At 66.3% G+C, this 12392-nt stretch carries 13 protein-coding genes; 3 read left to right on the forward strand and 10 right to left on the reverse strand.

Annotated features, from left to right (window positions below; genetic code table 11):
- Positions 1 to 166 precede the first annotated feature (166 nt).
- Positions 167 to 1318 (forward strand): glycosyltransferase family 9 protein, encoded by a 1152-nt coding sequence (locus tag HMI59_RS20540; RefSeq protein WP_227471474.1) that lies wholly within the window; start codon positions 167 to 169, stop codon positions 1316 to 1318.
- Here HMI59_RS20540 and HMI59_RS20545 read toward each other — a convergent pair.
- The 7 genes from HMI59_RS20545 to HMI59_RS20575 all read right to left on the reverse strand — a co-directional run bounded on the left by HMI59_RS20545 (position 1287) and on the right by HMI59_RS20575 (position 8172).
- Positions 1287 to 1982: an SDR family oxidoreductase gene (locus tag HMI59_RS20545; RefSeq protein WP_166184706.1), complete on the reverse strand. Its 696-nt coding sequence runs from the start codon at positions 1980 to 1982 to the stop codon at positions 1287 to 1289. The genes HMI59_RS20540 and HMI59_RS20545 overlap by 32 nt on opposite strands.
- Positions 1983 to 2015: 33 nt before the next feature.
- Complete coding sequence (gene rfaE2 / locus HMI59_RS20550) at positions 2016 to 3473, reverse strand: D-glycero-beta-D-manno-heptose 1-phosphate adenylyltransferase (protein WP_193592366.1); 1458 nt, start codon at positions 3471 to 3473, stop codon at positions 2016 to 2018.
- A complete protein-coding gene (locus HMI59_RS20555; RefSeq protein WP_193593846.1) occupies positions 3470 to 4096 on the reverse strand; it encodes an SIS domain-containing protein in 627 nt (208 codons plus the stop codon). Before HMI59_RS20555 ends, rfaE2 begins: the two co-directional genes overlap by 4 nt.
- Before the next feature lie 68 nt (positions 4097 to 4164).
- Positions 4165 to 5433, reverse strand: coding sequence for a glycosyltransferase (locus HMI59_RS20560; RefSeq protein ID WP_193592367.1), 1269 nt, complete (start codon positions 5431 to 5433; stop codon positions 4165 to 4167).
- Positions 5430 to 6494, reverse strand: coding sequence for a glycosyltransferase (locus HMI59_RS20565; RefSeq protein ID WP_193592368.1), 1065 nt, complete (start codon positions 6492 to 6494; stop codon positions 5430 to 5432). Before HMI59_RS20565 ends, HMI59_RS20560 begins: the two co-directional genes overlap by 4 nt.
- Positions 6491 to 7576 (reverse strand): glycosyltransferase family 9 protein, encoded by a 1086-nt coding sequence (locus HMI59_RS20570; RefSeq protein WP_193592369.1) that lies wholly within the window; start codon positions 7574 to 7576, stop codon positions 6491 to 6493. Before HMI59_RS20570 ends, HMI59_RS20565 begins: the two co-directional genes overlap by 4 nt.
- Entirely contained in the window at positions 7573 to 8172 is a 600-nt protein-coding gene (locus HMI59_RS20575) for an HAD-IIIA family hydrolase (RefSeq protein WP_069696637.1), read from the reverse strand. Before HMI59_RS20575 ends, HMI59_RS20570 begins: the two co-directional genes overlap by 4 nt.
- Positions 8173 to 8259: 87 nt before the next feature.
- Between HMI59_RS20575 and HMI59_RS20580 the strand changes: the two genes are divergently transcribed.
- The gene (locus HMI59_RS20580) at positions 8260 to 9210 is read left to right on the forward strand and encodes a glycosyltransferase family 9 protein (protein WP_193592370.1); all 951 of its coding nucleotides are present in this window, start codon (positions 8260 to 8262) and stop codon (positions 9208 to 9210) included.
- Between the two features lie 107 nt (positions 9211 to 9317).
- Here HMI59_RS20580 and HMI59_RS20585 read toward each other — a convergent pair whose 3' ends face one another.
- Entirely contained in the window at positions 9318 to 10088 is a 771-nt protein-coding gene (locus HMI59_RS20585) for a sigma-70 family RNA polymerase sigma factor (protein ID WP_062094501.1), read from the reverse strand.
- A gap of 165 nt (positions 10089 to 10253) precedes the next feature.
- Between HMI59_RS20585 and HMI59_RS20590 the strand changes: the two genes are divergently transcribed.
- Positions 10254 to 10994: a GAF and ANTAR domain-containing protein gene (locus tag HMI59_RS20590; protein WP_069696634.1), complete on the forward strand. Its 741-nt coding sequence runs from the start codon at positions 10254 to 10256 to the stop codon at positions 10992 to 10994.
- Between the two features lie 21 nt (positions 10995 to 11015).
- Here HMI59_RS20590 and HMI59_RS20595 read toward each other — a convergent pair whose 3' ends face one another.
- Together HMI59_RS20595 and HMI59_RS20600 are read right to left on the reverse strand one after the other, a co-directional pair.
- Positions 11016 to 11411 carry a DUF1761 domain-containing protein gene (locus HMI59_RS20595; protein WP_166184684.1) on the reverse strand — a complete coding sequence of 132 codons (396 nt, stop codon included), beginning with the start codon at positions 11409 to 11411 and terminating at the stop codon, positions 11016 to 11018.
- Between the two features lie 110 nt (positions 11412 to 11521).
- Positions 11522 to 12361, reverse strand: coding sequence for an AraC family transcriptional regulator (locus HMI59_RS20600; RefSeq protein ID WP_193592371.1), 840 nt, complete (start codon positions 12359 to 12361; stop codon positions 11522 to 11524).
- Between the last annotated feature and the right edge of the window lie 31 nt (positions 12362 to 12392).

Here is a 12392-nt window from a genome sequence, read left to right on the forward strand (position 1 = left end):
GGGTACCTTCCGGTTGAGGCGGCAAGTTCCTGCTCTCCCTCAGGTACCCAACGGCCCGCCCTTCACACACCTGCACAGCAGTTTTCCGCACCGGGTCCGCGGCCGGTGCCGCAAGAGCCGGCAAGCGCTGCGGGACCCCCGATTTCCTCTCGAAGGGATGTACCACATGGACACTTCTCCGGCTTCTGCCATCTCGCTCGAATCAGGTGTTGGCCCCGTACTCGCGAAGTTCCAGGATGTGCAGCGGATCGCCGTATTGCGCGGCGGCGGGCTGGGCGACCTCATCTATACCTACCCGGCGTTGTTTGCCCTTAGGCGCGCCTACCCGGAAGCCCGCGTGACCCTGCTGGGAACGCCCATCCATGCGGCGTTGGTGGCCGCAACGGAAGGCCCCGTGGACGACGTCGAGATCCTTCCGTTTGCAAAGGGCGTCCGCGACGTCGACGAAGATCCGGAAGCGCTTGAACGGTTCCTCCAGGACATGCAAGGCCGGAAGTTCGATCTGGCTGTCCAGATGCACGGCGGCGGCCGCTTCTCCAACCCGTTCCTGCTGAAGCTGGGGGCGAGGCACACCGTGGGGACGCGGACTCCGGATGCCGAACGGCTGGAGCGGAACCTGGACTACATCTACTACCAGAACGAGCCTGACCGCTGGCTTGAGACGGTAGGACTTGCGGGCGCGCCCACCATCATTGCGCCCCTGGTGCGGCCAAAACCGGAGTGCCGGCAGGACGTAGCGGGGTTGAAGGACCAGGCCCGTTCCTCCCTGGTGGTCATCCACCCCGGTGCCACCGATCCCAGAAGGCGCTGGCCGGCGTCGTACTTTGCTGACGCGGCCGCGAGCCTCGCAGCCGAAGGTGTCCAGGTATTGGTGGTCGGCGACGAATCGGAGAAGGCACTGGCCCAGGAAGTCGTCGGGCTCGCGCAGTCAAAGATTCCGGAACGGGACCGTGAGGCGGTGCGTTCGGTGGCCGGCGAACTGGACCTCGGGCAGTTGGCAGCCCTGTTGGACGAGGCGACGGTGATGCTCGCGAGCGACAGTGGGCCCCGGCATCTGGCCCAGGCCTTGGGAACTCCCACCGTGGGCATTTTCTGGGTGGGCAACGCCTTCAATGCGGGGGCTCGGGGCCGGAGCCTGCATCGGATCCACATGTCGTGGGTGACCAAGTGCCCCCGCTGCGGCGCAGACGTCACCCAGGTTGGTTGGACCGCTCCGCACTGCGGCCACGACGACACCCTCATTGAAGGCATCGCCGTGGCCGACGTTGTTCAGGACGTGCGGGACCTTACGGCCACGAGCCTTCTTCTGCGGGGGTAATGAGAAGTTCGCGGACCTCGCAGCCGAACGGTTGCGAGAGCGCGAACACCACAGCCTGAGCCACATTCGCGGGATCGTTGAGCTTTGAGTCGTCCTGCGGCTTGTACTGCTCGTCGCGGTCGTCGAAGAAGTGGGTCTTCATGCCACCGGGAATGATGGTGGTGACGCCGATGACCCCGCCGGTTTCGGCCGCGAGCGCGCGGCTGAAGCCGATCACGCCGAACTTGGAGGCGCAATAGGCGGTCGCATCCGGGAGGGCACGCAAGCCCAGGGTGGAGGCGATGGTGATGGCCCGGCCCTTGGATTCCTTCAGGTACGGCAGAGCGGCCCGGACCGTGGAAACGGTGCCCAGGAGATTCACTCCGATGACCTTTTCCCATTCTTCGGCAGCTACGTCCCCCAGCTTTCCGCAGCGGTCAATGCCGGCAGCGGTTACGACGCCGTCCAGGCCGCCGAGGCTTTCCGCGGTTTCCTTCACCGCGGCTTCCACGGCTTCCCGGTTGGAGACGTCCACTTCCAGGGCCTTCACGCCGGAGACGTTGCTGACGTCCCGGTCGAAGACGACCGGCGTGCCGCCGGCGTTGCTGATCGCTTCCACGATCGCGGCCCCCAGGCCGGAGCCGCCTCCGGTAACGATGACGCGGCCAGGTGTTTGCGTGTTCATGCGGTTCCTTTCGTTAGGCGGTTCTGTACAGGTTCAGCCGACCTTGGCGAGCGCTTCCACCAGGCCGCTGGTCGATCTGGCCGGGTGGAAAGGCACGGTGACGCATTGCCCTCCCCACGTGGCCAGCAGCCGGGCTTCCGGCAGTTCACCGGGTTGGTAGTCGCCGCCCTTGACCCAGATATCGGGCCGGATGAACTCGAGGCAGTCCTCCGGCGTGTCCTCGTCGAAGACCACCACGGCGTCCACGCATGAGAGCGCGAGCAGCAGCTCTGCCCGGTCTTCCATGCTGACGATCGGCCGGTGCGGGCCCTTAAGGCGGCGGACGGACTGGTCCGAATTGAGGCACACGATCAGGCAATCCCCCATGGCGCGGGCAGCGGCGAGCGTCCGCGCGTGCCCCGCGTGCAGAAGATCGAAGCAGCCTCCCGTTGCGATGACGGTGCCGCCCTGCGCCCGCACTTCTGCGGCGAGTTGGACGCCGTCGGGACGGCTTGGCTGGTTGCCGAAAAGTTCGACGACGGCTCCGGCACTTGCGTGCCGTCCAGCCGCCGCGGCGTCGGGTCCAGCCGCGGCGGGGCCGGGTTGAGCCGCACCGGCGTCCACCGCGAGCGACGCGGCCCCACCCTCGGCGAGGAACGCTGATGCGTCGGCGACGGCCCGGCTGGCAGCTTCGCGCAATGCGACGCCAAGGCCGAGGTAGGCAGCCAGGCTCCCTGCCAAGCGGTCCCCCGCGCCACAGGGATCATCAACGCTGGTCCTGGGCGCGGGAATTTCGGTAGCAGGTCCCGTCGCTTCGACCAGGACCGCCCCTGCTTCGCCCTTGGTCACCAGGACGGCGCGGCTGTTCCAGTGTTCCAGCAGTCGGGTCCCGGCTTGGGCAGTTCCGGCGCCGGGATCCACCACCGGTTCCAGCCCGGCCGCTTTCGCGAGGGCCCTCGCTTCGGCAAGGTTGGGGGTTACCACCGACACTCCGGAAACGGGCTGCGAACCGGAAGGATGCGGATCCCACACCACGGGAATCCGGCGCGCCGCCGTGGTGAGGGCGTCGCGGATGTCCTCGTTGAAGGTGATCCCCCTGCCATAGTCAGCCACCACGATCACCTCTGCCGAGTCGATGGCCGCCCGCATGTCCCCGGTACAGTCCGGAGTTGGCGCAGGGGCACAGCCTTCATCGAACCGGACTACGGGATGCGAACCGATCCGGACCCGCGTCTTGGTGGGGGTAGGGGCAAGCGGGGCTCCGGTGAGCAGCTCCATGCCGGACAGTGCGCGCCTGAGGTGGGCGGCCCCGTCGTCGTCGGACACAGCGGTGACCAAAGTGACGTCATGGCCGTCGCGCATGAGGAGGGTGGCTACCAGCCCGGCACCGCCTGCCCGACGCCGGACGCCTCCTACGTCAACCACGGGAACCGGCGCGTCCGGGCTCAGCCGGGTGGCCGTTCCGTTGATGTCGACGTCCAGGAGGAGATCGCCCACCACGGTCACTTTCATGGCTGGACTCCCCTGCCCGAGGTTCCGGTCCGCCGGGCAACCTCCGCGTCGAAGGCCCTGCAGACCGCGTGGACGGCGATCAAATGGCCCTCCTGCGCGTTGGCCGCAATGGCTTCCACCGTAACGGCCTCGTCGCACGCGGTGGACAGCGGGTTGGGGCCCGGTCCCGTGAGGGCCCACGTTGCAATCCCGCGTTCATTGGCTGCCCGGACCGCCTTGAGGAGGTTGGGGCTGCGTCCGCTGGTGGACAGGAGGATCAGGACGTCGCCGGCACGACCGTGCGCCCTGACCTGCCTGGCGAAGACTTCGTCGTACCCGTAATCGTTGGCCAGCGCCGTGACTGCCGAGGATTCTGCATGCAGGGAGATGGCTGAGAACGGAGCCCGCTCCGAGTCGAAGCGACCCACGAGTTCGGCGGTCAGGTGCTGGGCTTCAGCGGCGGATCCGCCGTTGCCGGCTGCAAGCAACCTTTGGCCGGCCAGCAAGCGGTTGGCAAGCTCGGTACCCCATCCGGAGAGCCGGCCTGCCTGCGAGCGCAGCGATTCGAGGGCCGGAAGAACGTTGTCCAGATGCTTGGTGACCTCGGTGTCCGTGGCGCCGGAGCCGGTCCACCCCGCGGGGATGGTGTCCGGGACTGACTTGAGTTTCGCCGGACTCTTGACGGTGGTGTTCGTGGTGTGGCTGTTGATGGTCACAGTGCCGTTCCTTCCAGGGGTTCAAGAGCTTCCCCGGCCTGGCGGGAAAGCCCGGCGGCGAGGACGGATCGGTACGCTTTTTCGGTGTCGGCGGCAATGCGGTCCCACGAGTAGCGCGAGCGGGCACGGCGCAGGCCGGCCTTGCCCATGTCGGCACGCAGGGCGGGGTCCCCCAGGAGCTGCCCAACGGCGTCGGCGATTGCCTCCGGGTCCCGCGGCGGGACCTGCAGGCCGGTCTTGTGGTCAACCACTGTTTCGCGCAAACCCCCGACGGCGGCGGCCACCACGGGCACGCCGCTTGCCATCGCTTCCAACGGCACAATGCCGAAGGGCTCGTACCAAGGGGTGCAGATGACCGCGTCAGCACTGCGGAGGATGCCCGGCATTGCGTCGCGGGGCACCTGGCCGCGCATGGTGACCTTGTCTTCTACACCCAGTTCCTTGGTGAGCGCCCGGAGCCTCTGGGCTTCGGGGTCTTCCTCGAGGGTCAGGGCATCGCCGGAACCGCCGACGACGAGGAGTTCGACGTCGTCGAAGCCTGCCTGTTCCAGATGCGGCAGGGCCTGGATGATGAGGTCGACTCCCTTGCGGGGAACCAGCCGCCCGACGCTGAGGATCCGGTGGGTGCGCGGCTTCGGTTCGGGTTCGGCCGTGCCGTCAAAGAGTGTGAGGTCCACGCCGCAAGGAGCGATTGAGACCTTGGATTTGCTGATGCCGAGGGCCTTCAGTTCAAAGACCTCGTCCGGGCACGTGGCGATGACCCAGTCGGCCGTCCGGCCAACCCAGGGTTCCAGCCACGCGCGTGCGGCAGGGCTGGTGTCCGCGCTGCCCTGATGGCGCCGCTTGACGGAGCCCAGGGCATGGAAGGTCTGCACCACGGGGACGGGATCGGCCGCGCCGGCCCGCCGGGATGCCTGGATCGCGGCCAAGCCGGACATCCAGAAGTGCGCGTGAACGACGTCCGGAAGATCGCCGGCCCAGTCCTCGCAGATACCGTCCGCCAAGGCACCCATGAACGGCAGGAGTTCGTCCTTGGGGATGTGCCGGGCGGGACCGGCGTCCACGTGGACCACGGTGAGTCCCGGTGCCACCTGCACCTTTGCAGGCAACTCCGGATCGTCACGGCGTGTGTACACAGTGACTTGGTGGCCACGTTTGGCCAGGCTTGAGGAAAGTGCGGCGACGTGGACGTTCTGTCCCCCGGCGTCCACTCCTCCCAAAGCCGCCAGCGGACTGGCGTGTTCGGAAACCATGGAGATCTTCATGGGTGTGTCCTCTCTGCATCATGGCTTGGCGGTGCCGATCGGGGCGCCCCACCGGCCGCTGTTGCGGTTGGTGCGGCGCTCCCCCGTGTTCTCAAGTCCCCGAGGAGCTCATCCCAAGCGCGGAGGAATGCGTCCAGCCCGTAGCGTTCCAAGGCAGCTTCGCGGGCCCGGAGGCCCATGGCGTAAGCGTCGTCCGGGTCATTGAGCAACCGGCGGGCGAATCTCTGGAGTTCATCGACGTCGGTAGAGACGAGCCCTGCGCCGCGGGGAACTGCGCGGTAGGCTTCCGTGGTCCCGAGCGCCAGCACGGGCATGCCCAAGTGCATCGCTTCCAGCAGTGCAAGGCCCAGCGACGTCCAACGGAGCGGATGCAGGTAGAGGCGGCAACGGGCCAGCTCGGCGTGGAGCTGCGATGCCGGAACGTCCCCGGCAATCCTCAGCCGTTCCTCGCCAAGACCCAGCCCCTTCAGGTTCAGGGCTCCGGGCAAATGCTCGGTTCCCATCCCGAAGACCCGCAGCGGACCCACTCCGGCGAAGCCTGGCAGGAGGTCGGTGCCGGTGACACGCCCGCGCCGCACCGGCTCGTTGACCACGATGCCCATTTCTTCCCGCTCACCGGTATAGAGGCGGCCGGGATCCGGGATGCCGTGTTCGATCACTACCGTGGCGGCCGAACCGGTGTCCCAGAAGAGCTGGTTGAAGTGGGTCACGTGCACTACGGGGATAGTGCGCTGGTCGGCCATCGGGTGCACAGTGAACGGCACGTCTCCCTTGGGCGTATTGTGCTCGAGGTAGACGGCAGGCAGATCCACGCCGGGCTTCCGCCCCAAGGAACGGGCCACTGCGGCGATCTCCTCGGGCCGTTGCAGGACTACTGCGTCCACGCTGTCCGGGTCCAGTGTGGCCAGGTCCACTTCCACGGCGTTGTCCGGCCAGTCGCGGCCACCGCGCCCCAAGCCCCAGGGGCCGCCGTCGGTTTCTACCGGAAGCAGGTATTCATGGCGTCCGCGGACGAATGCCTCCATCCATCCTCCGTGGACGTGCCACACCAGGATTCTCATGGTTTCCACACCTTTCGTCGGGTAGCCAGGGAAGCCACGCCACCCAGCAGGCGTTCCACGGCTTCGAGGACCTGTTCGGGCGTGACTGAACTCAGGCAGGGATGGCCGGGAACGGGACAGTTCCGGGCACGGGTGTTCTTGCACGCCGCTTCCTGGTCACCCAGAAGTTCCAGCGGCACCCCGTACGGCGCCCAACGGATGGCAGGGACCACGGGGGCGAACAGGCAAACCACCGGCGCGCCCACCGCTGCGGCCAGATGCGCGGGTCCCGTATTGGCAGTGATGACGACGGCGGCCCGCTCAAGAACCGCTGCCAGCGTGCGGAGGTTGGTCTTGCCGCCAAGGTTCTGCGCGGAAGGACCGGCAACCGTTGCGGTGAGCGAAGCCTCGGAAGGCCCTCCGGTCACTACGACGCGGTGCCCATAGGCCTCCAGCAGTTCCACGGTGGCGGCGTGGTGCAGCGCGGGCCATTCCCGGGCGGGGGCTGCTGCGCCGGGATGCACCACAATGTAGGGGCCCTCGTCAGCGAGCTTGTTGGCGAATTCGTCATCTGCAGCGGTGTTCACGCGCAGTTTGCCGTCGTCGCCCTGCGGAAGGACAAAGCCTCCCGCATGGGCGATACCAAGGGCACGCACTGCTTCCGGCTGGTCCTCGGGGAAATCCTCGCCCGGCCTGAGCCGGACATCCAGCAACGAACCCGCGTAGTCGGTGGAGGCGCCCGTAATCCTCTTTACCCCGGCCAGGCGCAACAGCATTGCCAGGGGCAGCGGGGATTGGTGGAAGGACGTCAGGATCACGGCCTCCTCAATCCGGGAACTGCGGACAAAGTCCACCAAGCCGCGGGTGGAGTCTTCGGTAACGGGCGGGGCCGGATTGACGATCCAAGGACACTGCCAGGTGTGGACTTCAGTGACGCCGGGAAGCATCTTCGCCGCACCGGTCCCTTCCGGACCGCACAGCAGTACGACGTCGTTGGGCCGGCTGCCGTCGGGCCTGCTGCCGTTGGCCACGGCACGTATTGCCGGCCCTGAAACGAGGACGTCGCCCATGCTGTCCAAGCGGGCTACCAGGACGCGGCTCATGCAGGTGCACCTTGGGTAGGGTTGCCGCCGGTCCGGACTGCCGGCCCGGCGGAAAGAGCCGCATCTTCGGGCACTGCCAGCAGCAGCTCCACAGCGTGCCACAGATCGTTCGCCACCAGGTCCGCCGCAACGATTTCTTCCTCGCGGGTCACCGGCGTGGGGACCAGGACAGCCCTTGCACCAGCAGCCTTTGCGGCCCCAAGGTCCGCCCCGATGTCACCTATCACGGCCACCTCCGACGGTTCAACGCCCAACGCCTCGCAGGCCCTGTGGATGAGGCCCGGCGCGGGCTTGCGGCATGGACAGCCATCCTCCGTTCCGTGCGGACAGAATTCCCACACGTCGAACGGCCCCAGCAGCTCATCAACGCGCTGGTTCACGGCTTCCACCTGGGCCGGCGTTATCAGCCCCCGGGCAACTCCCGACTGGTTGCTGACCACACCTGTGGCCAGTCCGGCCTCGCGCACCCTCGCAACTGCCGAACGGGCACTCTCCATGGGCCGCACCAGTCGCGGGTCGCCGTTATATGGCACGTCTACGACGAGCGTTCCATCGCGGTCAAACAGGACCGCCTTCAACGTTCCGGTTCCTCCCATACCGGCAAAGTTCCCCAGTTCTCCTTGCCCTAAACAGCGCGAAGAGGAGAAGTTTCCTGCCGCTAGACTCCTAAGCGGGAGGCCACCTTGAACAATGTTGAAACCGATGGACAACCGGTGCTGCTCGCCCTGCGCGCACTGAAACTGGGGGACCTGCTGGTTGCGGTTCCTGCCTTGCGCGGCCTGCGCCGGGCGTTTCCGGAACACCGCATCCTCTACGCCGCACCCACGTGGGTGGCGGAGGCTCTGGAGCTTGTAGGTGGCATCGACCACCTGCCCACCCCCGGGCTGGACGACCCACTGACCATCGCCCCGGGCGTGGTGGACGTTGCCGTGAACCTCCACGGCAACGGAGCCGAGAGCCGGCAGCGCATCGAGGAACTGCAGGCCAAGCGGGTTGTGGCGCACCGGTCTCCCGGCATGGACGGACCCGAATGGACCACGGGACTTCCCGAACGCGAGCGCTGGACCAGGCTGCTCACGTGGCACGGCATCGACGCCGATCCCCTGGATTACCGGCTCAACAAGCCCCGGGCGGCTTCCCCCCGCCCCGGTGCAACCGTCATTCATGTCGGAGCCGCGTACGGGAGCAGGTTGTGGCCGGTGGAGCGGTTCGCGGAAGTGGCCGTGGAACTCACCAAGGCGGGACACGACATCGTCTTCACCGGTGGCACGTCCGAGCGCGAACGGGCGGAAGAGACGGCCGCTTTGGCCAGGCGCCAAGGAGCAAACCTCGACGCCGGTGTGCTCGCCGGACGCCAAGGGCTCGCCGAGTTCGCCGCGACAATCGCCGAGGCGCGGCTGATTGTTTCCGCCGACACGGGTGCCGCGCACCTGGCATCCGCCTACGAACGCCCGTCAGTTGTCCTGTTCGGTCCTGCGCCCGCTGAGGAATGGGGACCGCCGCCCGGGCCGCACGTGGTCCTCACCGCCGTCGAACTCCGCCGCGGCGACGTCTTCGCCGCTGATCCCGACCCCGCACTCCTGGCAGTCACGGTGCGCGACGTGCTGGATGCAGTGGACGGACTCCGCTGCTGAGTTGGCGCCGGCGTGGCCCGGGGCGGCGGCATTGGCCACCGCCCTGCGGGCGCTCTCTGGTACCCCCGGCGGATTAGAGAGCAGTGTTCCTTGGAGGGCAGTGTTACCTAGAGTGCTGTGCCGTCCCGTAGTTCGGCCTGGCCCTCGAACAACTGCGCCTGCAACGTCACCAGGATCTTGGACAACCTCCGCGATACCTGCATTTGCGACATTCCGAGGGCCTCGGCGATGGTCGACTGGGTTTCCTCGCGGTAGTAACGCCGGTACAGAAGATGGCGGTCCTCGGGGCTGAGGGTTCTGATGGCGTTCCGCAGGGCGAGGACGTCTTCCAGTTTGTCCGTGGGGCAGCCGGCACTGGAGAGGGACCCTTGGAGGCCGTCGCCGCCGGCCACGGCCGGAGCGTCCAGGGAATCGGGGCGCTTGCTGGTTCCCGCCATCAGGGCTTCACGTACTTGGCACGGCTCCAGGCTGAGGTCCTCTGCGACCTCTTCCGGGGAAGGCGTGCGTTGCAGGGCCTGGGTCATTTCTTCTGTCCGGGCGAGGACCTGGCGCCGCATGTCCTGGATAGGACGCGGGGGACGCACCACCCAGCAATGGTCCCGCAGGTACCTCTTCACCTCACCGGCAATGGTGGGGGCTGCGTAGGCCGGGAAGCTGACGCCCTTGGCCTCGTCGTAGCCACGGGCGGCCTTGATGAGGCCCATGAACGCGACCTGACGGACGTCGTCCAGATCATGGGTGTGGGCTGAGTACCGGGCGGCAATGGACTTCGCCAGGTTCAAATGGTCCAGGACCAAGCCGTCCTGAAAACTTTGCCGGAGGCTGCTTTCCGGCGCATTCGCGTGATAGGGGTTCTGGAAGGGTCGAGCTTGCCGCATCGGCTTCAATCCTTAGACCTGCTTATTGGGGGATGAGCCCGCTGCAAGACTCTTAAAAAGAGAAGCATACTTATCATAAAAAGAGAAGCATCCTTATTATTAGCTTCGGTGGAACTTCGGAGCTACCCTCAAAGAAGAGCTTCTGTCCAAGGTTCGGAGGTCCCAATGGAAGACCAACAACAAGCCGCGCCCCACCTAGTGGCCGGCGAAATCCAGGACCTGCTCCTGGATAATCCTGACGTCGAGGCATTCCTCACCGAGCTGACCCGGCATTCCGCTGCGATGTTCAGCACTGCCGATGCCGACGTCTTTTGTGGGGTCACCCTGCTCCGCCACCGCACCGCTGCGACGGTCGCCAGCAGCGGAGAACGCGCCCTCCTGCTTGACGAACTCCAGTACCAGTTCGCCGAGGGTCCGTGCCTGCTGTCAGCCAGGAAAGGCGTCCAAGTACACGTCCCTGACCTTGCGGCCGACGACACGTGGCCCGATTACAAAGAGGTGGCCCTGGCTCAAGGCATACGCTCGATCCTTGCCCTGCCGATTCCGCTTCCGGACGACAGCGCCAAAGCCAGCATGAACCTCTACTCCGAACGTACAGCCGGATTCGACCAAGCGACGGTGCAGCGGGCCACGGACTACGTGCAGCAGGCTGCGAAGGGGCTGAGCCTGGCCGTCATGATTGCCCAACACAGCCAGACTGCGGCCAACCTGCGCGCCGCCATGGCTTCACGCACCGTCATCGACGTAGCCACCGGCATCATCATCGCTCAGAACCGTTGCACCCAGGCCGAAGCCGTGGAGCTCATCAAGAGGGCCTCCAGCAACCGGAACGTCAAGCTGCGGGAGGTTGCCGAGGCGATCGTCAAGGCCGCGGGCGGCGGAAACGTGGAGACCCACTTCAAGTAGGCCCCCACACGCGAAGACGACTCAGGCCTGCAGGGCTCCCACGATGGCTCCCATCACTGCGAACGTCACCACGTTGTAGCTGGCGTTGATCGCGAAAAGCACCGGGCTGCGGCGTTCGAACAAGTAGTTGACGCCCAAAGCCGTTGCCACCCAACCAATGCCTGCGGCCAGCCCGGCCACGATGCCGAAAACAAAGCCGCCACGGCCGATGAACGCGGCCAGGAACACGGCCATGATCGCGGCAAGTACGAAGGACCCGGCAAAGACCCTCGCCGTTCCGGACTTCAGCTGCTGGTCACTCACGCCTGCTGCCTTTTGCCAGGGCTTGGCGAAGAGCACGGAGTACCACAGCCCGCCTACGACGAACGTGGCCAACGCTGCCAACAGCACTGCGAGCCAATTGATATGGATTTCCACGGCCTTCCCTTCCTGGTGATTCCCTGAGGAGAGGGTAGGCGGCGGGACGTGGGGCGGTCTTGTAAAAAACCCGCAACCTGCTGCCGAGAGTTGGCCGGACTGCGGTTCGTTCAGGCGAGTTCCTCCACGGGCACGAACGTGGCGTACTCGGGACCGTGCGTCTGGATCACGCGCAGGTATTCGGTGGGTGTAAAACCGCTGAACCGTCGGAACGCACGGATCAGGTGCGGCTGGTCGTAATAGTCCGCCAGGCCCAGGAGTTCACGGCCGGGCGCCGAACCCGCCGGCATGAGGGCCGCTTGGTTGACGAACCTGAAGAAACGGCACACATCGGAATACACCTTGGCCCGCAAACCGCAATCCCTCATCATGATCCGCTCCAGGGTCGAGGAGCTGATGCCCAACCGGCCGGCCAGAATTCCGACCTCTACGTCCTCCTCCGCAAGGGTTTCCACGGCTTCCATGGTCCTGGGATCGGCCTCGTAGCCAGCACTCAGATGCCCCAGCAGGAACGATTCCAAGGCATCGAAGGCCTGCTCCGGCTCCGCATCGAGCAACTGGCTCCGAAGGTCCGCGAAACCCGGGAACACGTACTGCGCATCCACCACATTGCCCTGAAACTCAGACGGCAGCTGAGATGTGAATGCCGCGAGGGCAAAGGGCGCCAGGCGCACCCCCACGTTGTGCAGGCGCTCCGGATTCTCGCTGATCAGGTAACTGGACTGCACACCGGCGTAAAACCCGACGGCAACCTCCGCCGACGCCCGATCCATACCGGTTGCCTCCCGTGGCCTGATCAGCCGGTAAGGCTCTGACAAGTTCAGGATCAGGTGCGCCGACGGGCCGGGCAGGATCTTCTCATACCTGGCCTTCGGCTCGGCCCGCAGGAACCAAAAGCCTTCCACGAAGGGACGCAACGCCGCCGGGGCAGGAATTTCTGCATACTCCACGCAGCCAGTCTAGAAGCGCCGGGCGCCCGTC

The sequence above is a fragment of the Paenarthrobacter sp. YJN-5 genome (genome assembly GCF_015040095.1).
GTDB lineage: Bacteria > Actinomycetota > Actinomycetes > Actinomycetales > Micrococcaceae > Arthrobacter > Arthrobacter ureafaciens.